Raw genomic sequence first — 21,815 nt, 5'->3', positions numbered from 1 at the left:
GGTTGTAATCACGCTGCGTGCGCTTCTTGCGGGTGGGAGTGATGTTGTCCATCTGTGCATCTCCAGATGACAACGTATTTCAGGACGGGACACAGGACACAAAAAAGGCAGCCCGGAAGCTGCCTTTTCTGTTTTCAGGAGCGCCTTCCCCGAAGGTCAGACGCCACCTGCGCTGAAGCCTGATTTACAGGGCTACAACGTTCTCCGCCTGGGGACCTTTCTGGCCCTGGGTGACGGTGAACTCAACCTGCTGGCCTTCGGCCAGGGTCTTGAAGCCGCTGCCCTGAATGGCACTGTAGTGAACGAAAACGTCCGGGCCGGACTCACGGGTGATGAAGCCAAAGCCTTTCGCTTCGTTGAAGAACTTAACAGTACCGGTAACAGTAGACATACTCGAAATTCCTGTATTCAAAACACTTTCTAGATTGCCCTTTCAACAGCCCCGGAACCCGGTTGCCGCAAAGGACCTTTGGGAGGAAACACAGAACTGCGGATTCAAAAACAGGACGGATACACTACTGCAGGAGAGAGATACGTCTTGGTTTATGAAATGCTTTACTGATCTTTCCTGACATCCGACTGTACTCCTGCTTTTTCAGGAATACCAGCCCTTCAGATACAAAAAGTCACGTACTTGTACTTACGGGGCGGTAGCCCGTGGCAGGCCCGCCCCGACATCACTTACTGGCTGAAAATATCCTGGTAGAAGCGCATGGTGCCTTCCCAGGAACGTTCGGCCGCATCCTGGTCATAGCCAATGGGCATGCCGTGTTCCTCGGCAACCGCATCCGCCCCGGGGTTCATGAAGGAATGCCTTACACCCGGGAAACTGGTGACCGAGAAGTCCGCTTCCGCGTTTTGCATGCTGGCCACGAAGCCCGCGACCTGGTCCGCCGGCACCATCTGGTCAGCACCACCGGTATACACCTGGATACGGGCCGTGATAGTGCCGGGCTCCGGTTCGATGGGGCTACCCAGTGAACCGTGGTAGCTCACCACGCCGTCCAGGTCCATACCCAGTCGGGCCATGTTCAGAACGACCGCGCCGCCAAAGCAGTATCCCTGGGCGGCAATCCGGCTGCCATCCACGGTGTCATGCTGTCGCAGTTCCTCCATGGCCGCGGTAAAGCGGGCCTTCAGGGACTCCAGGTCGCCGGTGGCTTCTTTCATGAAGGCCTGGGCTTCGTCGGGATGGTCAGTCACCTTACCCTCACCGTACATATCCAGTGCGAAGGCGGTGTAGCCGGCGGCGGCCAGCTTCTCGGCCTGGTCCCGGGCGAATTCGTTGTGGCCCCACCATTCGTGGACTACCAGTACGCCAGGTCGCTTGCCTTCGATGGCATCGTTCCAGGCTATGTATCCTGTGAAGGTTTTACCGTCCACAGAGTATTTGACGGTTTCAGTCTGCAGTTGGGCGAGGGCGGTGCCGGCACCCAGGGAAAGTGCAATGCCAACAGCCAGTGGGGTCAGTTTCGAAGTCATGGGTCAGTCCTTTTAACGTTGGTGACTCGGTCTGTACAACATCCTACAAGATCATAGAACACTTCTGTTCTACGGGCCGAACATGGTGGCGGATGGCTCCTATACTTGGGGAGAATGATTGCTGGAGCGAACTGGCATGAAGATAGGCGTACCGAAAGAAATCAAGAACCACGAGTATCGGGTTGGCATGACTCCCTCTGCGGTCTCTGAACTGACCGGCCAGGGGCACCAGGTCATGGTGCAGCGCGGCGCTGCAGAGGCCATTGGATTCAGCGATGACGATTACCAGGGGGCCGGCGCCGTTCTGGTAGACAACCCTCAAAAGGTATTCGAGGAGGCCGAACTGATCGTCAAAGTCAAGGAACCCCAGGTCGAAGAACGCATGTGGCTTCGTCACGGACAGACCCTGTTTACCTACTTGCACCTGGCGCCTGACGAGGCCCAGACCCGGGATCTGATAGCCTCCGGTGCTACCTGCATTGCCTATGAGACGGTTACCGATGACGACGGCCGGTTACCGTTACTGGCGCCTATGTCCGAGGTGGCGGGCCGTATGGCGGTGCAGGCCGGGGCCCATTGCCTGGAGCGAGTCATGGGTGGTCGTGGTGTGCTGCTCGGCGGGGTGCCCGGAGTCAGTCCGGCAAGGGTTACCGTCATAGGGGCTGGCATGGTCGGCCAGAATGCCCTCGCAATGGCTGTTGGTCTGGGCGCAGATGTGACTGTGCTGGACGTCAACGTGAATGTGCTGCGGGAGCTGGATCACCGCTACGGCAACCGGATTCGCACGCTATTCTCCAGCGCGGGGCAGCTCTGGCAGTGTGTCACCGAGGCGGACCTGGTGATCGGCGCGGTGCTGATTCCCGGTGCATCAGCGCCCAAACTGGTGACCCGGGCAATGCTGCGTCAAATGCCGGATGGCAGTGTGCTGGTGGATGTGGCGATCGACCAGGGCGGGTGTGCGGAGACGTCGAGGCCCACTACCCATGATGATCCGGTGTTTGTTGAAGAAGGGGTGGTGCACTATTGCGTCGCCAACATGCCGGGCGCAGTCGCGCACACGTCCACCCTGGCGCTGAACAACGCCACCCTGCCATTTATCCGGCAGCTGGCCGGGCATGGGGCGGTGGCTGCGATGCGGAACAATCCACACCTGCTGGCGGGTCTTAATGTCCACGACGGGCACCTTACCTACCGGGAGGTAGCCGAGGCGCACGGGCTGGACTACACCGATCCGCACACCCTGCCCGGACTGGGCAGGAATGGTTAACCCCACCACAACTAATGATCATGCCCGGGCCGGACGCCTGTCAGGGCGTTCAGCGTCAGAGACTGTCACGCACCCGGGCCAGGATATCCAGGGCATGACGGCGTTTGGCAGGGTCGTAGAGATCTACCGTGAACATCAGTTCGTCCACGTCCACGGTTGCCAGGATCTGCTGTAAACGGTCCCGGATGGCTTCCTCGTCGCCGAGCACCTGCAAGCCCAGGAAGTCCTTGACGCCAGCTTCTTCCGCCGGGCTCCAGAGGCCGTCCATGGAGTCGACAGGCGGCTTCATCCATAACGGCTGGCCCCGGAACAGGGACAGGATGCGCTGGTAGCTGGTGGTGGTCAGGTGCTGCGCTTCGTCGATGGTATCCGCAGGCACTGCCGGCAGGCAGAGCATGGCGTGGGGATGTTCCAGCTGCTCTGAGGGCCGGAAATGATCCCGGTAGACCTTCAGGGCCTCCCGGTACAGGCGCGGCGCAAAGTGACCGGCGAAGGCATAGGGCAGGCCTCTCAGTGCGGCAAGCTGGGCACTGTAAAGCGACGAACCCAGTAACCAGATGGGCACGTTGGTGCCCGCGCCGGGAATGGCCTTGACTTGCTGACCCGGCCTGAGTGGCCCCAGCAGTTCCTGTAGCCGCTGTACGTCGTCAGGGAACTGCTCTGCCCCGATACCATCACGCCGCAGGGCCCGGCTGGTGATCGGGTCCGTGCCGGGCGCCCGTCCGAGCCCCAGGTCTATGCGGCCTGGATAGAGGCATTCCAGGGTGCCAAACTGCTCGGCGACCACGAGTGGCGGGTGGTTGGGCAACATCACTCCGCCGGATCCCACGCGGATGCGTTCGGTCTGACCGGCAATGTGTCCGACAAGTACCGCTGTGGCCGAGCTGGTGATGCCTTCCATGTTATGGTGCTCTGCCAGCCAGAAACGCTGGAAGTCCAGGCTTTCGGCATGGCGGGCATAGGCTACACTGTTGGCGAGTGTCTGCGCGACGGAGTCCCCTTCCCGGACGGAAGCGAGTTCCAGCAGAGAGAACGGTTTTGTGGACGACATGAAAACTCCGGAATTGGTTTGACGGATACCAGGCAGCTTACCACGCAGATGCCCGGATGTTTCGATCAGGAAGTAACAGGGGGCAACCTTTGGCATTACCCGAAATCAGGACATCACCGTTCAGGATCGCCCTGATTTACCTGGTGGTGGGCTGCCTGTGGATCCTGTTCTCGGATCAGCTGGTGGCCTGGTTCTTTGCAAGTGCTGGTCAGGACATGCAGCTCAAGGCCCAGACTTTCAAGGGCTGGGCGTTTGTGGTGGTGAGTTCGGTACTGATTGGTGTGCTGGTATGGCGGTCCCTGCGACGACTGGACCGGGCCTCCAGCTTCATGACCTTGCAGAGCTCCATGATCGAACATGCCCATGCCGGCATTATGGCCGCCGATGCGGAACGCAAGGTGATCTATGCCAACCCGGCGATCGAGCGAATGACCGGGGCGTCCCTGGACCGGGTGCTCGGTCGGAACCTGGCGGAGTTTCGCTCTGGCGCCCACGAACAGCTCTTTTACGATGAACTCTGGCGTAAGGTGGACCAGGAAGGCATGTGGCAGGGGGAGGTTATCGCCCGTCGCCGTGATGGCTCCATGTTCAACCAGTGGGTGACCGTAACCCGGGTTCAGAACAGGCAAGGGGGACTGGCGTATTACGTGCTGTTCGCAACGGATATCACCGAGGAAAAGGCGGACAAGGAGCGACTCCGTTACCTGGCCTTCTATGACCCACTGACGGACCTGCCGAACCGTGCGCTGATGGCGGAACACCTGCGCAATGCCCTTCGCCAGACCCCGGAAGATGGTCGCACCCGGGTGGCAGTGCTGTTTGTGGACCTGGATGACTTTCAGACTATCAACGAGTCGTACGGCCACCAGCTGGGTGACCGGCTGTTGCAGAAGGCCAGCCAGCGCATCCTGCAGTGTCTCGGGGAGGGGCAGGAGCTGGGGCGGTTCGGTGGCGATGAATTTGTGGTGCTGGTGCCGGGGGTAAACGACCAGCACGAGGTGGAGCAGCTGGCTACCCGTCTGCTGGATGCGCTGGGAGCCGGCTTTACCCTGGATCATACGGCCCGGGTCATGGTGCGTGCCAGCATCGGTATCTGCCTGGCAGCAGGAAACCGGATCAGCGACAGTGAACAGGTTTCCAGCCTGTTCAGTCAGGCGGATTCCGCACTCTCGGAAGCCAAGCTGGCAGGCAAGAACACCTTCGCTTTCTACAGTGCCGACATGACCCGACTCGCCCGGCGCAGGCTTGAGCTCGAAGAGGCATTGACCACCGGCCTGGCGCGAAAACAGTTCGAACTGTTCTACCAGCCGGTCTGGGACGTGGCTTCCGGGCAGCTGAAAGGTGCCGAGGCACTGCTTCGGTGGCGGCATCCCGAATGGGGTCTGGTGTCGCCGGTGGAGTTCATTCCGCTGGCGGAAGAGACAGGGCTGATCACGGAACTCGGGGGCTGGGTGCTGGAGGAAGCCGCACGGCAGATCCGGCAATGGCAGGATCAGGGCCTCGACCCTGGTGTGGTGGCCGTCAATGTTTCCTCGAAACAGCTCAAGCGGGGCCACTTTCCCGGTTTCCTCCGGCAGGTGGTCACCGAGGTCGGGGTGTCTCCGCGATATCTGGAAGTGGAGCTGACTGAAAGCAGCCTGCTGGCCCTCGGCGACCGCACCACCGAATTGCTTTCCGAAATCCGTGAAACAGGGGCCCGGCTGGCCATCGACGATTTTGGCACCGGCTATTCCTCCCTCAGTTATCTGCGCCGCTTCAAGGTGGACAAGCTAAAGATTGATCGCAGCTTTGTCAGCGAGTTGTCTTCCGAGGGTGGTGGCCTGGGTATCGTCAAGGCGATCATCGCCATGGGCCAGGCCATGGACCTGGAAGTACAGGCCGAGGGTGTGGAGCTCGACAGCCAGTTGCAGGTCCTGGCGGAACTGGGATGTGACAGTTTCCAGGGTTACCTGAAGGCCGCCCCCATGCCGGCAGCCGAATTTGCCGAGTTGCTGGTAAGAGAGTCCTGATTCCGGACCGGGCAGGTTGCGTTGCGCTCAGTTGATCTGCCTCATGGCGCTCGCACCGCCTCCCGGTTGCAATAGGACATGCGTCCCACGGACTTGGCCGGGTTGACGATAATGGAGTTCACCTCATGACCACGGTTTCCCCGAAGGCGAATGCCCCTAGCGAGCAAGTGGCCTGGCACAGCCTGAGCGTAGCGGAGGTGCGATCCCGCCTTGACGCAGGCCAGCCCCTGGGCGCGGCTGAGGTGAGCCGTCGCACTCAGGAACATGGCCCCAACCGATTGCCGGAGCCAGTGCGCCACGGACCCCTGGCCCGGCTCGGGCGCCAGCTGAAAAACTTCCTGATCCACGTACTGGTGGTGGCTGCCCTCATCACTGCCCTGCTGGGTCACTGGATGGACACCGTGGTGATCCTGGCGGTGGTGGTGATCCAGACCCTGGTGGGCTTCCTTCAGGAGGGTAAGGCTGAGCAGGCGCTGGCGGCCATTCGGCACATGCTGGCGCCGCAGGCTACGGTGCTGCGTAAAGATGGTCGACATACTATCCCTGCCGAGGAACTGGTTCCGGGCGACACCCTGCTGCTTGAGCCCGGGGACCGGGTGCCGGCTGATGTGCGCCTGGAGCAGGTCCACGGCCTGCAGGTCGACGAGGCCATACTGACCGGTGAATCCATGGCCGTGGACAAGGCGGTAGCCGGCGAGTCACCGGACGCGGCCCTGGGTGATCAGCGCAGCATGGCCTTTGCCGGCACCATGGTTACCATCGGTACGGGCCGTGGCGTGGTGGTTCGAACCGGTCCTCATACAGAAATTGGCCGTATCTCTGGCCTGCTGGGGCAGACCGAAACCCTGAAGACTCCCCTGTTGGCGCAGATCGACCGCTTTGCCCGGTACCTTTCCGGTTTGATTATCGTGGCCGGTGTGTTGATTTTCCTCGCCGGCACCTGGTTCAGTGGCCTGGCGACAGACGAACTGTTCATGGCCGTGGTGGGCCTTACTGTCGCAGCCATTCCTGAAGGGTTGCCGGCGATACTCACCATTACCCTGGCCATCGGGGTACGCCGCATGGCCAACCGCAAGGCAGTGGTCAGGCGCATGCCGGTGATCGAGACCCTGGGGGCGGTATCGGTAATCTGTTCCGACAAGACCGGCACCCTGACCCGCAACGAGATGACCGTGACCGCCGTGATGGCGGGGGGCGAGCGTTTCGAGGTTACCGGGACCGGTTACAGTCCTGATGGCGGGGTCACCGGAGCCGAAGGTCAACCGGTGTCTCCGGCGCTTGAGGAACTCGCCCGTGCCGGGGCCCTGTGTAATGACGCTCACCTGCGGCTGCAGGAAAAGCCCGTCAGGGTGGCCGGGGACCCCATGGAGGGTGCCCTGAAAGTACTTGCGCTGAAGGTGGACAATGACCTTGCCGACGTCGACCGCCAGTGGCCCCGCAAGGACGAGATCCCATTCGATGCGGATTACCGGTTCATGGCCACCCTGAACCACGACCACCACGGTCACGCCATGGTCTATCTCAAAGGTGCCCCGGAGCAGGTCCTGGCCATGTGCTCAGGGGACTTGGCGCCTGACGGTGGCACGGTGGAACTGGATGCTGACGGTTGGCAGAGGCGCATCGATGCCATGGCGGCGGAAGGTCTGAGGGTGCTGGCCTTTGCCCGCCTGCCGGTAGCTGCCGGCACCACCTCCGTTTCGATAGACGATGTTCGGGAGGGGCTGCAGTTGCTCGGCGTGGCCGGGTTCATGGACCCGCCAAGATCGGAAGCCATCACCGCAATTGAAGAATGCCACCGGGCGGGCATCCGGGTGAAGATGATCACCGGTGACCATGCCCGAACCGCTGGCGCCATTGCGACGCGACTTGGGCTCAGGGCCCCGGACCGGGTGCTCACGGGTGCCGACCTGGACCGGGTCAGTGATGAAGACCTGGTGAAACTGGCGGCCGAAGTGGACGTGTTTGCCCGTACCAGTCCTGAGCACAAATTACGACTGGTCAGGGCACTGCAGACAGGTCAGGGAGTCGTGGCGATGACCGGTGACGGGGTCAATGACGCGCCGGCTCTGAAACGGGCGGATGTGGGGATCGCCATGGGGGTGAAGGGATCCGAGGCCGCCCGTGAGGCTGCGTCGGTGGTGTTGCTCGATGACAACTTCGCCAGTATTGCCGCCGCCGTGCGGGAAGGGCGTACCGTGTATGACAACCTGCGTAAGGGGATCGCCTTCCTGCTGCCGATCAACGGGGGGGAATCGGTCAGCCTGATTGTCGCGTTGCTGCTGGGCCTCACCCTGCCCATCACTGCATTGCAAATCCTCTGGGTCAATATGGTCAGCTCGGTCGTACTGGCCATGACCCTGGCCTTTGAGCCCACGGAGGGCGGTGTGATGACCAGGCCACCGCGCCCCCGGGCCCAGTCGCTGCTGGAGGGCTTTGTGGTGTGGCGTGTGCTGGTCGTGTCGCTGCTGTTCCTTGCCGGTATCTTTGCGGCCTGGAACTGGGGTATGCAACGCACCGGAGACCTGGAGTATGCCCGCACCATGGCCGTGAACAGCCTGGTGGCGATGGAGGTCTTCTACCTGTTCGCGGTACGTTACCTTGACACACCGTCGATTACCCTGCGTGGGGTGGTGGGTACGCCCCTGGTGCTCGGCGCCCTGGTGGCGGTGGTGGTGCTGCAGTCACTGTTTACCTGGCTGCCGCCGTTCAATGAGGCGTTTGGCTCAACCGCGATGGATTGGGCGGGGCTGGTATTTACCTTTATGGCAGGGGTCACCGTGCTGCTGGCACTGGAACTGGAAACCTGGTGCCGCCGGCGCCTGTGGCCCCTGGCGTCAGGCCAGCAGGACCTCGGGTAAACCACGCCCTTCCACCGCGGCAATTTCCTCGTCCGTCAGGAAACGGTCCGGGGCCTGCCCCAGTAACCGGGCGCCCTGATACAGGGCGTGGGCCCAGGTGCACTGGTTGGCGAACAACATGCCGGCTTCGTTCAGGGTGCCGCCCCGGTTGATGTAACCCAGCACACGGCTGTTGCGCGGGTCGCCACACAGGGTACTGGCATGGCCCCGGAATACTTCAGGTCGCATATGGGTCAGTACGACCCGGTGATGGTAGTGGCCTGGCATTAACCGCTCACGATCGGTTTCTGCCGCGCACCTGGCCGCCTCGAACCGATCCCGTGGCACGCGGAAACGTCCCGGTTCCTGCACATAGACCAGCCGGAATGGAGTATTGGTGTCCCGTAGCCGTTCACAGGCATGAATCAGTTCCGACAGCTGGTAGGCCCCGTTAGCGATCAGCAGCAGGGGTGTACCTTCGGAAAGGTCCTCGTCCACCACCTGGGCGCCGGTGCGGGCCAGGCTGCGAGCTTCTTCCGCAGTAAACACACAGGGACGATCACGCTTGGGAACGACCATGCAGGCAAGCTCGCCCCGGCTGCTGTAAATTTCCGGCAACAAGGCCTGTGTGCTGTTGTAGTCGGCGGGAAACACCACGCGCACCATGTCATTCATTTCGCCCAGCAGCGCCTCGCAGAATGTGGTGTCCTGGTGGGACTGCTCGTTCTTGCCGTTCTCCCAGCTATGGGATGTGGCAACGACGGGGAATCCCAGCCAGCGGGCAGGGCGCTCCAGTTCCTTCTGGTGACGGGCGAAGATGAGTTCCTGGCGGATTGCTCCCAGCATCTTGACGCAGAAGGCCTCGTAGCTGGCCACCAGGTTAAGTCCACCTTTATTGGCCAGACAGGCGGACACCACGGCTTCTTCATTCAGCGCGGTAATGATACTTCCCTGCACGGCCTCGGTGTCGTTCTCGGGGTCGTCCACCCGGTGACGCAGGGCATGGAGAACGCCACTGAGCTTGTTGCTGGCCAACTCGTCCGGGTTGCCAACCCGGGGCCGGAGCCGCGGGTTGGCCGCCACCAGGGCCTGGAAGAAATCGTCAACTGCCAGCATGGGCGAGCAGGTATCACTGCGGGAGGGCAGTTCCGGCAGGGCCGGTGCCCCCGGATTGCGCTCGGCCAGTGGGTGGTCCTTCTCCCGGGGGCGTTGCTGGCGCTGGTGGTTGCACAACAGGGTGATGGATGCCTGGAGGTCTGCCTCAGGTACATGGAGCACACTGGCGTACTCATTGAACAGGTCCCGGGCCCGGGCATCCAGTCTCGGGTTGCCCGGTAACGGCAGGTTATGGGCCGCGTTGCGGCCCGCTCCGTAGAAGCCATAGCCCTTGACGGTTTCGGCGATGCCGTAGGGTATCGGCAGGGGGTACTGGCGCAGCCCCCTGCTGTGTTCACGGCTGGCCTTCTTCAGCCTGCGCTCCATGGTGAATAAGGTGCAAACGAAGGCTGCCGGGTCACGGCCATCGAAACGGATGGGGTCAAAGCCGCAGCGGCTTAAATGGGTGATAAATCCGTCCAGCCCTTCCCGGGTGCCCAGTTCCGTGCGTTGTTCGATACGGCGGCCGTTAGCGATCATGACCGGTAGCGGCAGACCGCTGTCCTCCGCCCGCCACCACCGTGGCGCCCAGTCACTGCCTCGCTGCTCCTCGGCAGCGCCGTCAGACAGGAAAGCCACCAGGGACTCGCCGGGGAGGGGCATATGCACATACTGAAGTTCGGCAAAACCCAGGTAGCCACCCTCGATAATGCCGCCGGCCGTATAAGGATTTACATGGCTGCCAAGCGGGGCTTCGGTGCGACCATCCGCCTGCTGACGATAGCTGTAGAAATCCGCAACCAGGTTATCCAAACCGTCGGCGCCACCATAACGGGCGGCCTGTTCCGGGTTCAGGTTGCCCAGCAGTACGTTGAGTGCATCGACGGCGGCCACACAGTGGCCCTGCCCCATCAGCCAACTCCGGGTGTCGCCCGTCAGGGCGTTCAGGGCCATGTAGGCGGCATAGCCGGGAACCATGTTGAGGGCACCGCCGGTATGGCCTTCCGGATGACACTTGAATTCGCAGGTCTGCAGGGGAGCACCGTCGGTGCGCACTCGTTCGGCATAGGTCATGTGGACGACCAGCCACAGTCCGGCACTGGCAAGGCGGTCGAGGGCTGCCAGTAGCTGGTATACCGAACCGGTATCCGGTTGCAGCCCTTCGGCCACCAGTTGTTCAGCCAGGGCCAGAACCTGTTGTTGGGTGTCGGGGAGGTGGCGGATAACACCATAGCCCTGACGCCAATGCTCGAATGCGGGTTCCCGGGCTGCAACCTGGTCCAGCATCTGAATATCGGCAAAGGGTTTACTCATGGGAGCCTCCGGTGCGTCAGGCGTCTGCGTGGTGCAAAGGCACGGTGTGCAGGCGTCCAGGCTAAAATTCGTTCAGTCAGGGCGAAGTGTAGCCCCCCGGAAGGTGTGGTGTGTTGACCTGAGTCAGGGCGAGGTGCAGGCCGGTTTTTGGTTATGATGTCCTTGTCAGGCATCAAGGGGAGGCTGTCAGGGCGACACCTCCCGACCATCAGGAGACCCCCATGATCCATCTTTTCACCACCGGTGGCACGATCGACAAGATCTACCACGATGCCAACAGCGAGTTCGCTGTCGGCGAAAGCCTGCTGCCGGAACTGCTGTCGGAGGCCAATGTGACGGTGCCCTGGCGCATCACCGAATTATGCCGCAAGGACAGCCTGGAACTGACCGAAGCTGACCGGGCCGATATCCGCGCTGCCGTGGCTGCCTGCCCGGAAGAGAGAGTGATCATTAGCCATGGCACCGATACCATGGCGGAAACGGCTGCCGCCCTGAGCGATATAGGGGACAAGACCATCGTGCTGTTTGGTGCCATGCAGCCAGCGCGGATGCGTCGCAGTGATGCGGTGTTCAATCTCGGCTTTGCCATGGCAGCGGCGACCTTGCTGGAGCCGGGTATATACATCGCCATGAACGGTGAGGTGTTTGAAGCGGGCAAGGTGCGCAAGAACCTCAGGGCTGGCCGGTTCGAGCGCTGTTAGCAGGGTATGCCGGCTACGGCAGCGTCACATCAGAGGCTGGCAATCTCGGCATCATCCAGGTACCGGAACTCTCCCGGGCCCAGTGCCGGATCGAGGGTCAGGGCCCCGATGCGATGGCGATGCAGGGCTTCCACGTGGTTGCCCACCGCTGCCAGCATGCGTTTTACCTGGTGGTAGCGGCCTTCGGTAATGGTGAGGTCGATTACGCGGTCGCTGACGTTGACGACACCGGCCGGCCTCAATTCCTGTTCCTCGTTCCGCAACTGCAATCCACCGCTCTCCAGCTGGTGCCGGGCCGGGTCACTGAGCGGTTCTGCCAGGGTGACGCGGTACGTCTTGGGGCAGTGGTGCCGGGGCGACGTTATCCGATGGGACCACTGACCGTCGGAGGTCAGCAGCAACAGACCGGTGGTATCGCGGTCGAGGCGACCTACCGGATGCACCTTTGCCGCCAGTTCATCCGGCAACAGGTCAGTCACCACCGGCTGGCTGGCGTCGGTGGTGGCGCTAAGCACATTGGCGGGCTTGTTGAGCATCAGATAAATGTGTCCAGGTATCGTCAGAGGTTCGCCATCCAGGGTGACAGCGGTGTTCTCGGCAACCGGCTCCGAGGCCTTCGCTGCCGGCTGGCCGGCAACGGTGACACGTCCCGCAGCGACGGCACGGCGTGCTTCTTTGCGGGAGAGGCTGGTACAGCGGGCGAGGTAGGCGTCCAGTCGCATGTCAGGAACAGTGCTCCCCGCCGGGTAATGCCCGGAACGTGGCCAGGCAGAGTACTTCCGCTTCACCGCTGAGCCGTGACCAGAACGCCCGCAGGGCGTCCTCCCGCATGGCAGGGCGCGGCAACTGCTGGCTTGCTGACGGTGTCAGGGAGCCATCCGCGTTCTGTCGCGCCAGGTCGAAGGTAAACGGATGAGCACCGGGAATGCCCAAACGGATATCCGTCACCTGCAGCCTGCCTTCACGAAGGGTGACATCCACAAAACCGCCGGTAAACCAGAGCAGCCGCTGGCCTTCAGGCAGGTCGGCCAGCTGCCGGATCAGTGCGGTATTACGCGGGAAACGTTCGATGGTCAGGGGGCGGTCGGTTTCCAGCGGTCCGGTGACCATCTCAAGGCGTTCGTCTCCCGCCAGTACAGTGACCCGCCACAGCAGAGTGGTGAAGGGCATGGGCTGAACCATTCGGGGTGCACCTTCCAGGCCTTCCAGGGCCAGCCGCTGCTCCACGTGGCGGTCCACTATGGTCTGGGCACTGACGGCCCAGACCAGGTACAGGGAAGACAGCGCCAGCGCCGCTAGCTGGGGCCTGGGCGCTGGAGGTCTGACCAGTCCGACCATGACCGCCACCAGTAATGGCAGTGTATAGAGCGGGTCAATAATAAAAATGCTGGTGGTAGCCAGGGGCGGCCCGATGGGCCAGAACAGCTGGGTTCCATACGTGGTCAGCGTATCCAGCAGTGGGTGGGTGATCAGGACCAGCAGGGTAAATGCCAGCCACCGGCCAAGGGACAGCTGGGGCTTCCAGCGGTGCAATACCAACGCAAGTCCCACCGCCAACGGTACCAGTATGAAAAGGGAATGGCTGAAGCCCCGATGTTGGGTGAAGTTGGCGATGGCCGTGCCGTAATCAATCACCACGTCCAGGTCCGGCAGGGTGCCCAGCAGCGCCCCGGTAACCAGAGCGGTGCGGCCAAGGGCGCGGCTGGCGACCGCCCCGCCGATACAGGCGCCCAGGGCGGCCTGGGTAACTGAGTCCATAGCTCTGTTCTCCGGCGCTTACCGAATCAGGATGACGAAGGTGTGACGCCGAGGCTGTCCAGCAGTTCCGGGCCGGGGAAGCCGTCGGCTATCAGTCCTACGCTGGACTGGTAACGGCGGATCGCTGAACGGGTATTGGGGCCAATGATGCCATCCGGGTTGCCGGCCTCGAAGCCTCGCTCGTTCAGGGCCGCCTGCAACTTCAGGACATCATCCCGGGACAGGGTCGGTGCATCTTCGGGGGGCGGATTGGACAGGGCGCCGGCACCTGCGATCCGGTCAGCGAGGTGGCCCACCGCAATGGCGTAGTATTCCGATCGGTTCCAGCCCATGATCACCCGGAAATTGTCGTAGGCCAGGAAGGCCGGCCCCCGGTGCCCGGCAGGGACCACCAGTTTGGCATCAATGGGTTCATCGGCGAGGGGCTGCCCGTAAACATCAGTAACGCCAAGTTCGTTCCACTGGCTCAGGGAGCGCCGGCCCTGCCCCGCCAATGCGTAATCAAAGTTGTCTGGCAGTACGACTTCCCGGCCCCAGCGGTAATCCGGATCCCAGCCCATGCTTTGCAGGAAGCGTCCGGCTGACATCATGGCGTCCGGTATGCTGCCCCAGAGGTCCCGGCGGCCGTCGTCGTCAGCATCAGTGGCATGTTGCAGGAAAACGGAAGGCATGAATTGCACATGGCCCATCGCGCCAGCCCAGGAGCCTTCCATCCGCTCAGGCTCAATGGCGCCTTCGTCGAGGATTTTCAGTGCTGATATCAGTTCGCCGGAGAAATACCTGCCCCTTCGCTCGTCGCAGGCCAGGGTTGCCAGGGCACTGGGCACGGGCATTTTTCCAAAATAGCTGCCATAGTTGGTTTCAAGGCCCCAGAAGGCCACCAGGTAGGCCGGTGGCACGCCGGTCTGGTCGCTGACACGATTGAGCAGTTCGCGGTGCTCTGCCAGCATCTCGCGGCCCTTTCCGATACGGGTCTCACTGACCCTGCGGCCGAGATAGTCGGCAAAGGTGGTGGTGAACTCCGGCTGGCGGCGATCCAGTTCGATAACCCTGGGCAGGAATTCCACGCTGGCGAGCACATTGCGGGCGGTTTCGGGAGAAACGCCTTCGGCGACGGCCCGTTGTTCGATATCCTGAAGGCACTGGCCGAAGGTCTCCGGTTTCTCCGGTACCACGGATATCTCGGCGGTGGCCACCGAGGCGATCAACAAGCCTGCCGTAGCCAGACCCAGGCGGGTGATGGTACGACTTGGACGCAGGCGTTGTGGTTTGGGGGTAAACGACATCCGCTGTCGATTGTTCAGGGTTTTGACCACGTAATCCTCTCCGTCGGGTGAACGAGGCTTTATAGTAGCCTGATTGAGACAACGATAAATAGCCCATGCCGGCACCACTGGCACCGGGCAAGGGTGCAGGCAGGGGCATTTATATGGCAGTACTCAAGGCACTGGTGGTGGATGACGCCAGCTTCGTCCGGGACCTGGTCAAACGGACCCTGAGGCAGCGCTTCCCGGTGATTGAAATGACCGAGGCACCGAATGGACGGAGGGCCCAGTCACTTATGTCCCGCAACCGGTTTGACCTGATCCTTTGTGACTGGGAAATGCCGGAAATGTCTGGCCTGGAGCTTCTCCAGTGGATGCGGGCCGATGATTATTACCGCAAGGTTCCGTTCAACATGATTACCAGTCGTGGCGACAAGAGCCATGTGGTGGAGGCGGTGCAGGAAGGTGTCTCGGAATATCTGGGTAAGCCGTTCAGCCCCGAGGGTCTGAGCAAGAAGGTGGTCAAGGTCATGGGGCGCACACTCCAGAATGCCATGGCAGATAGTGGCGCAGCAGCGCCGGGCGCCGATGCCTTCCGGGAATCTGCTGACCTGCTCACCCGCAAGCCGGCCCCGGATACGACTGCCCCGGCTCCCGCGAGTCGCCAGGAACGGGGCAGCAAACTGGTGGTGGCAGCGATACGTTTTGCGGACAGCACCCTCAAATGCGTGATCAAGGACATCACCCTGACCGAGGTCCGGGTCATCGCAAAGCGTGACCAGGTGTTCCCCGGTATCCTCGATCCGGCTGTGGTGGATATGGAGGTGGCCGACGGCCGGATGGCGCGGCTCAATGGCTACGTGCACCAGTTACAGGCGGTGGACAAGCGCCAGGACACGGACTTTGTCAGTGTGACGGTGCGCTTCGTGGACGACGACCCAAAGAAGCTCGAGGACCTGTCACACTTTATTGCCGGCTTCCGTCGCTGAGGCCGGCAGGGTTTCCGGTTCTGCCAGGCGCTCCCGGGGGAAGTGGCAGATAAACTCGCTGCCGTCGCCAATCCGGCTGAGGATCTCGAGCTTGCCGTCGTGATTCAGCAGTACATGCTTGACGATGGCCAGGCCCAGCCCTGTGCCGCCGGTTTCCTTGTGTCGGCTGGGATCGGCCCGGTAGAAGCGCTCTGTCAGGCGGGGGATGTGTATCGGGTCGATCCCTATGCCTGTGTCCTTTACCGACAGGTGTGCCCCCTCCCGGTTGGTATACCAGCTGACGAAAATTTTCCCGCCCGCCGGCGTATACTTGACCGCATTGAAAACCAGGTTGGAGAAAGCGCTCCGTAGCTGATCCTGGTCGCCCCTCAGGAAGTGCCGCTCGGCGATATCCAGCTGGAACTCGTGGCGAGCCTCACCACTGAGCGCACGCGCGTCCTGGCAGATCTGCCTGCACATCGCTTCGACATTCACCACCACTTCGGCGCCATGGTGTTCGCCGGTTTCCAGCTTGGACAGCAGCAACAGGTCGGTGATCAGCGCTTCCATCCGGCTGGACTGCTGGGCCATGGTACGCAGGGCCTTCTGCCAGCGGGCGGGCAGGTCGTCACTGTTGTCTACCATGGTTTCGAGGTAGCCGCTGATCACGGTCAGGGGCGTGCGCATTTCGTGGGATACGTTGCTGACGAAATCCCTTCGCATCTGCTCTAGCTGGAACAGGCGAGTGACGTCTTTGACCACGATCAGGCGATCATCCTCGCCGAACAGGCTGATCTGGATCTGCAAGTGGAGGTGGGGGCGTGCCGGCGAGTTCAGCTCCAGGGGTTCCCGGTAGTCCCGCTGGTCAAAGTACGCCTTGAACGCTGGCGCTCGCAACAGGTTGTGGATGGGCTGGCCGCGGTCGGTCTGTCGTTTCAGCCCCAGCAGATACTCGGCAGAGCCGTTCCACCATTCCAGCACACCACGGGCGTCGGTCATTACCACGCCATCGCGCATGGCATTGGTGGATTCCTGGATGCGGTTGAACTGTGCCAGCAGGCGGTCCTGGGTGGCCAGGTGCCCCCGGTGAAGCTTGTGCAGGCCGTCAAAGATGTCACCCCAGAGACCGATGCTCTCTGGTGCCTCTTCACCGGCCCCGGGGTTGGCCAGCCACTGATAGAGCTTGCGGGACTGGGCCAGGGTCCACGCCAGGTACAGAAGCAAGCCAGCCAGCAGGCCTTCCAGGGGGTAACCGAACGCCAGGCCGGCGCCGGTGGTCAGGGCCAGAAAAACCAGAATCAACCGCAGGTAGCGGGACCACTTGTAATTCATCGATATCTGACCTGTTCCGGGGGTGTGGTGCCGGGGCTTATGCGGCCTTGGTCGAGAAGCGGTACCCGGTGCCGCGTACAGTCTGGATCAGGTGATCATATTGGTCGCCAAGGGCTTTGCGCAAGCGTCGGATATGGACATCAACGGTACGCTCTTCCACATAGACATTACCGCCCCAGACCTGGTCCAGTAGTTGTGAGCGAGTATAGACGCGCTCCTGGTGGGTCATGAAAAACTGCAGTAAACGGTACTCCGTGGGGCCCATGCTGATGGCACCTCCAGGTCCGGTAACCCGGTGGCCTACCGGGTCCAGGGTCAGGCCGTCCACCTCGATGGGGGACTCGACGCCTGCCGGGGTTGTACGCCGCAGCACCGCTTTCAGGCGGGCGACCAGTTCCCGTGGCGAGAAGGGTTTGGTGATGTAGTCGTCGGCACCCACCTCGAGGCCCTGGATCTTGTTGTCTTCCTCCACCTTGGCGGTGAGCATGATGATGGGAATTTCCGCGGTGGTTTCGTCTTTTTTCAGCCGGCGGGCGAGTTCCACGCCGCTGGTGCCGGGGAGCATCCAGTCCAGCAGGATAAGGTCCGGCTGGCGGTCCACGATCAGGGTGTGGGCTTCCCGTGCATCCGCTGCCTCCAGGTAATTGTAATCGGCCATTTCCAGGGCGACGGCAATCATCTCGCGGATGGGCGCTTCATCGTCAACGATCAGAACGGTCTTGGACATCGGGCTTGTACCTGTGTTCCTTTTGTTTGTTGCTGCATCATTACATCGGGGAACTGTTACAAGTTTATGACATCGTTAACTTACTACATGAAAAATACATATCCCTTGCTGGCCGCGCCAGTTTCGTCGGCCTGGCTCAGAACAATTTGTCCAGTGCCAGCCCGGCGAACACCACGAAGCCTGCCCAGTTATTGTTGAGGAAAGCCTCGAAGCAGCCTTCCCGGCTGCGGTTGCGTGCCAGGTATTGATGCCAACCGAACAAGGCCGCCATGGAGGCGACCCCCAGGTACCAGAAGAAGCCCAGTTCGGCCTGGGCCCCCACCATCAGCAGGGTGATGATCACCAGGCCCTGCAGTCCGCCAATAATCAGCCGGTCCGCGTCACCGAACAGGATGGCGGTGGATTTGACCCCGATTTTCAGGTCGTCATCCCGGTCCACCATGGCATAGAGGGTGTCGTAGGCGACAGTCCATAATACGTTGGCGGTAAACAGCAGCCAGGTCAGGCGACTCAGTTCGCCCGCTTCAGCCGCCCAGGCCATGGGGATCGCCCAGGAAAAGGCCGCGCCGAGGAACAGTTGGGGCAGGTGGGTGTAGCGCTTCATGAATGGATAGATGAAGGCGAGAACCAACCCACCGAAGGAGAGATAGAACGTGAGCGTGTTGGTAAACAGCACCACCAGCAGGAAGGAAGCCAGAACCAGCACCAGGAAAAGACCCAGTGCCTCTTTCGGCTGTATGCGCCCGGACGTTAGCGGCCGGTCCTTGGTGCGTTTTACGTGCCGGTCCACCTTGCGGTCCGCGAAGTCGTTGATGGCGCAGCCCGCCGCCCGCATGAAAAATACACCCAGGGTGAACACGACCAGGTTGCCAATGGATGGCATGACACCATCGGCCGCGAGCCAGAGTGCCCACCAGGTGGGCCAGAGCAGTAACAGGGAGCCAATGGGCCGGTCAATCCGCAGCAGGCGGGCATAATCCATCAGGCGGTTGCGCAGGCTCGGGGAAAGGGCGGCCATTGTCATCGGACGTGCTACTCCATGGACGGGTGATCAGACCCCGGGAGTTTAGCATTATCCGGGTTGATGATTTACCCGGCTCAGAGCGGTTGGTTCAGCAATGCCGGCAGAAAATACTCGCCCACCAGCAGGCTGTGGTTATCGCTGGCGAATACGGACCTTCGTGCATAGTGGGGCTGGTCTTTGGTGAGGGGCTGGCAAAGCCCGGCCTGCAGTGGGCCCCGGGACCATTCCCGGTGACTGAAAAGCCAGGCACCCAGTGGCTTCCGGCCCAGGTGTCGCAGGCGTCGCCCGCGTCCTTCGAGGGTAGCCAGCGGGATAATAGTGCGGGCCAGGACCCAAGGGGTGCCGTCCCCGCACAGGCGGACCTCGCGAATCCAGGCCTGCTGACGCCGGGGAATGTCCAGGGTCAGGGTTTCTTCCAGGCTGGGGGTCGCGAACCCTTCATTGACGACTTCCACATGGAAGCTGTTCCGGCATCGCAATTGCAGGTGACGGGTGAGCGATCCTTCCGCCTGCAGCCAGAACGAGCCGTTGCCCCGCAGTTTGGGCCGTTGCAGGCAGGCCTGGCGGAAAGAGTCGTACCAGCGGGTGGGGGGCACGATGGACGCCCGGGAACCGGGTACCCGTGCCGGATCAGAGTCCCTTGACGGCATAGATGCCCGGAGCGTTGCGCCAGTATCCCTTGTAGTCCATGCCGAAGCCGAACAGGAAACGGTCTTCCACTTCCAGTCCGGTGAAGTCGGCCTTCAGTCCGGGGTGTGCCTTGCGCTGGTGCTGTTTGTCGACCAGCACCGCTGTCAGCACCTGGCTGGCGCCCTGGGCCCGGCAGTAATCAGCGATGGCGTTGAGGGTGGTGCCTTCGTCGAGGATGTCGTCGATGATCAGGACCGTGCGACCGTTCATGTCGGCCTCGGGCCGGAGTTTCCACTCCAGGATGCCACCGGTGGTTTCATGGCGATACCGGGTTGCGTGCAGGTATTCCGCCTGTACCGGGAATCTCAGCCGGGGCAGCAGCTGGCCTGTGAGGATCAGGCCGCCGTTCATTACGCAGAACAGAAGCGGGTTACTGTCCTTCAGGGCCGTGGTGATTTGCTCGGCCATGGTATCAATGGCCTGGTAGACCTGCTGTTCCGGAACCAGGCAATCGGCTTCCGCCATCACCTGGTTCAGCTCGTCGACGGTGTCGGTCATAGTCGTCGGTCCTGTCGTAAAACGCGCAAGTATAGCGAAGTTGATGGTCTTAAGGGAGAGCTGCCGCGTATCCGCAGAGTACGCAAAAACCGGAAGAGGCAGTCTACGGCCGGTTAACGGTGTCCTGCATGCCAAACGCGATACCGGGTGATACGGATTCATTCAGCTGCAAAGGTATTCCTTTGGGGGTATCGCCGCTATGCGTATCATGGGCTGACGATCGTTCCCGGTGAGTGTCTCCGGGAGAACAACCGAGATCCGGAAGTACAGATTTTTCAGGAGGACTGGCGTGAGAAAGTGGCAGTGCGTGGTATGTGGTTTTATCTATGACGAAGCTGAAGGCTGGCCGGAGGACGGCATTGCGCCGGGTACCGCCTGGGAAGATGTGCCGGAAGACTGGGAGTGCCCCGACTGCGGCGTCGGCAAGGAAGACTTCGAAATGATCGAGATTGGCTGAGGGAGCAAAGGCCATGACGGAAATGGGAACGGATCAGCCGCCGGTTGTGATTATTGGCAGCGGGCTGGCGGGTTACTCGCTGGCCAGGGAGCTGCGCAAGCGCGATGCCAGCCTGCCTCTGATGATGATCACGGCGGATGATGGCGCCAGTTATTCCAAGCCCCTGCTGTCCACCGGGTTCACCAAGGGCAAGGCGGCGGATGAGCTGGCACAGGCCGATTGCGGCGCCATGGCGGAGCAACTGACCATGGAAATTCGCACCCACACCCGGGTAACAGGAATTGACCCTGATGCCCATGAGATACGGATCGGTGGCGAACGGCTGCGTTATCGCCAGCTTGTGCTGGCCTGGGGCGCAGATGTGATTCGGCTGCCGGACCCGGTCAGTGGCAACCCCGCGGTCTGTTCCATCAACGATCTCGAGGATTACCGCCAGTTCCGTCGGCACCTGGGCGGACACCGCCGGGTCATAGTGCTTGGCGCTGGCCTGATTGGCTGTGAATACGCCAATGATCTGCGCAATGGCGGCTATGACGTAACCGTGGTCGCCCCTTCCGGACAGGTAATGCCGGGGCTGTTGCCTGAGGCCGCTGCATCAGCGGTTCAGGCCGCGCTGGAGGCGGAAGGTGTGACCTTTCACCTGGGCGTGGCTGCGGACGAGGTTGTCGGGGAAACTGGCTCCGTGCAGGTGCGCCTCAATGATGGTGCTATGCTGCAGGGAGATATCGTCGTATCAGCCGTAGGGCTGCGTCCGCGAACCCGTCTGGCACTGGATGCAGGCCTGAAGGTCAATCAGGGTATCGTCACCGATCGGCTGATGGCGACCAGTGCGCCCGATGTCTACGCACTGGGAGACTGCGCCGAGGTGGAAGGCCATGTGTTGATGTATGTCATGCCGTTGATGGCATCCGCCCGGGCCCTGGCTGCCACCCTCACTGGTGCACCTGCGCCGGTGCAGTGGGGGGGCATGCCGGTGATGGTCAAAACGCCTTGTTGTCCGGTCGCGGTAGTGCCTCCGGAGGTGACGGAAGATGGAACCTGGGAAGTTGAGCGGGAGGGCAACAATGTCCGTGCACTATACCGGGACAGTAGCGGAGCGCTGCTTGGCTTCGCACTGACTGGCGACCGGGTGATTGAAAAGCAGACCCTGTCCAGGGAGGTGCCGCCGGTACTGGCGACGCTGGATGCCCGGTGAAGGGCGCTTGCACAGCCTCGAGGTATCCGGTAGAAATTACCGCTTCGTAAGCTAAGTGTCCCCGGAGATTGTGGGAGTGGCCGCCTCAGATGGCAGGCTTGCGCCCCGGTTTTCCGGCCCGGGCGACCGGGTGCGGCGGACAAAA

19 protein-coding genes are annotated in these 21,815 nt (G+C 61.8%); 7 read left to right on the top strand and 12 right to left on the bottom strand.

The features are described 5' to 3' along the window. Window positions 1-184 precede the first annotated feature (184 nt). Both BM036_RS13685 and BM036_RS13680 read right to left on the bottom strand, forming a co-directional pair. A complete protein-coding gene (locus BM036_RS13685) occupies window positions 185-391 on the bottom strand; it encodes a cold-shock protein (protein WP_091853271.1) in 207 nt (68 codons plus the stop codon). 290 nt (window positions 392-681) lie between these two features. Beyond that, window positions 682-1,482, bottom strand: coding sequence for a dienelactone hydrolase family protein (locus BM036_RS13680; protein WP_091853270.1), 801 nt, complete (start codon window positions 1,480-1,482; stop codon window positions 682-684). Window positions 1,483-1,618: 136 nt separating this feature from the next. Between BM036_RS13680 and ald the strand changes: the two genes are divergently transcribed. Further along, window positions 1,619-2,749 (top strand): alanine dehydrogenase, encoded by a 1,131-nt coding sequence (gene ald, locus BM036_RS13675; protein WP_091853268.1) that lies wholly within the window; start codon window positions 1,619-1,621, stop codon window positions 2,747-2,749. A gap of 55 nt (window positions 2,750-2,804) precedes the next feature. Here the strand turns inward: ald and BM036_RS13670 are convergent, their stop codons facing one another. Continuing rightward, the gene (locus tag BM036_RS13670) at window positions 2,805-3,800 is read right to left on the bottom strand and encodes an LLM class flavin-dependent oxidoreductase (RefSeq protein WP_091853266.1); all 996 of its coding nucleotides are present in this window, start codon (window positions 3,798-3,800) and stop codon (window positions 2,805-2,807) included. 89 nt (window positions 3,801-3,889) lie between these two features. On the opposite strand from BM036_RS13670, the gene BM036_RS13665 reads away from it, so the two are divergent. Further along, complete coding sequence (locus tag BM036_RS13665) at window positions 3,890-5,809, top strand: putative bifunctional diguanylate cyclase/phosphodiesterase (protein ID WP_177186066.1); 1,920 nt, start codon at window positions 3,890-3,892, stop codon at window positions 5,807-5,809. Between the two features lie 125 nt (window positions 5,810-5,934). Further along, window positions 5,935-8,667, top strand: coding sequence for a cation-translocating P-type ATPase (locus BM036_RS13660; protein WP_091853262.1), 2,733 nt, complete (start codon window positions 5,935-5,937; stop codon window positions 8,665-8,667). Here BM036_RS13660 and BM036_RS13655 read toward each other — a convergent pair. After that, entirely contained in the window at window positions 8,644-11,055 is a 2,412-nt protein-coding gene (locus BM036_RS13655; protein ID WP_091853260.1) for a phosphoketolase family protein, read from the bottom strand. The genes BM036_RS13660 and BM036_RS13655 overlap by 24 nt on opposite strands. 221 nt (window positions 11,056-11,276) lie before the next feature. Between BM036_RS13655 and BM036_RS13650 the strand changes: the two genes are divergently transcribed. Next, a complete protein-coding gene (locus tag BM036_RS13650) occupies window positions 11,277-11,756 on the top strand; it encodes an asparaginase domain-containing protein (protein ID WP_091853258.1) in 480 nt (159 codons plus the stop codon). A 29-nt stretch (window positions 11,757-11,785) separates the two neighbouring features. Here BM036_RS13650 and BM036_RS13645 read toward each other — a convergent pair whose 3' ends face one another. Genes BM036_RS13645 through BM036_RS13635 form a run of 3 tightly spaced genes read right to left on the bottom strand, consistent with a single transcriptional unit; the run spans window position 11,786 to window position 14,800 of the window. Then, window positions 11,786-12,478, bottom strand: coding sequence for a pseudouridine synthase (locus BM036_RS13645; RefSeq protein WP_091853256.1), 693 nt, complete (start codon window positions 12,476-12,478; stop codon window positions 11,786-11,788). Window position 12,479: 1 nt separating this feature from the next. Next, window positions 12,480-13,514 (bottom strand): metal-dependent hydrolase, encoded by a 1,035-nt coding sequence (locus BM036_RS13640; protein WP_091853254.1) that lies wholly within the window; start codon window positions 13,512-13,514, stop codon window positions 12,480-12,482. Between the two features lie 26 nt (window positions 13,515-13,540). Beyond that, window positions 13,541-14,800, bottom strand: coding sequence for a lytic murein transglycosylase (locus BM036_RS13635; protein ID WP_091853292.1), 1,260 nt, complete (start codon window positions 14,798-14,800; stop codon window positions 13,541-13,543). 143 nt (window positions 14,801-14,943) lie between these two features. On the opposite strand from BM036_RS13635, the gene BM036_RS13630 reads away from it, so the two are divergent. After that, the gene (locus BM036_RS13630) at window positions 14,944-15,768 is read left to right on the top strand and encodes a response regulator (protein WP_091853290.1); all 825 of its coding nucleotides are present in this window, start codon (window positions 14,944-14,946) and stop codon (window positions 15,766-15,768) included. Here BM036_RS13630 and phoR read toward each other — a convergent pair. The 5 genes from phoR to BM036_RS13605 all read right to left on the bottom strand — a co-directional run bounded on the left by phoR (window position 15,739) and on the right by BM036_RS13605 (window position 20,018). Next, a complete protein-coding gene (phoR, locus tag BM036_RS13625) occupies window positions 15,739-17,079 on the bottom strand; it encodes a phosphate regulon sensor histidine kinase PhoR (protein WP_091853252.1) in 1,341 nt (446 codons plus the stop codon). The two genes, BM036_RS13630 and phoR, sit on opposite strands and share 30 nt — an antisense overlap. Before the next feature lie 37 nt (window positions 17,080-17,116). Further along, window positions 17,117-17,806 carry a phosphate regulon transcriptional regulator PhoB gene (gene phoB / locus BM036_RS13620; RefSeq protein ID WP_091853250.1) on the bottom strand — a complete coding sequence of 230 codons (690 nt, stop codon included), beginning with the start codon at window positions 17,804-17,806 and terminating at the stop codon, window positions 17,117-17,119. A gap of 136 nt (window positions 17,807-17,942) precedes the next feature. Beyond that, window positions 17,943-18,830, bottom strand: coding sequence for a 4-hydroxybenzoate octaprenyltransferase (gene ubiA / locus BM036_RS13615; protein ID WP_091853248.1), 888 nt, complete (start codon window positions 18,828-18,830; stop codon window positions 17,943-17,945). Window positions 18,831-18,904: 74 nt separating this feature from the next. Beyond that, a complete protein-coding gene (locus BM036_RS13610) occupies window positions 18,905-19,480 on the bottom strand; it encodes a chorismate--pyruvate lyase family protein (RefSeq protein ID WP_091853246.1) in 576 nt (191 codons plus the stop codon). Then, window positions 19,461-20,018 carry a hypoxanthine-guanine phosphoribosyltransferase gene (locus BM036_RS13605; protein ID WP_091853244.1) on the bottom strand — a complete coding sequence of 186 codons (558 nt, stop codon included), beginning with the start codon at window positions 20,016-20,018 and terminating at the stop codon, window positions 19,461-19,463. Before BM036_RS13605 ends, BM036_RS13610 begins: the two co-directional genes overlap by 20 nt. A gap of 289 nt (window positions 20,019-20,307) precedes the next feature. Between BM036_RS13605 and BM036_RS13600 the strand changes: the two genes are divergently transcribed. Together BM036_RS13600 and BM036_RS13595 are read left to right on the top strand one after the other, a co-directional pair. Continuing rightward, window positions 20,308-20,475, top strand: a complete 168-nt coding sequence (locus tag BM036_RS13600) for a rubredoxin (protein ID WP_091853242.1) — start codon at window positions 20,308-20,310, stop codon at window positions 20,473-20,475. Window positions 20,476-20,488: 13 nt separating this feature from the next. Further along, the gene (locus tag BM036_RS13595; RefSeq protein WP_281247028.1) at window positions 20,489-21,670 is read left to right on the top strand and encodes an FAD-dependent oxidoreductase; all 1,182 of its coding nucleotides are present in this window, start codon (window positions 20,489-20,491) and stop codon (window positions 21,668-21,670) included. Window positions 21,671-21,815 lie beyond the last annotated feature (145 nt).

Source organism: Marinobacter segnicrescens, assembly GCF_900111555.1.
Taxonomy (GTDB): domain Bacteria; phylum Pseudomonadota; class Gammaproteobacteria; order Pseudomonadales; family Oleiphilaceae; genus Marinobacter; species Marinobacter segnicrescens.
This window is presented reverse-complemented; position numbering and strand designations above follow the sequence as displayed.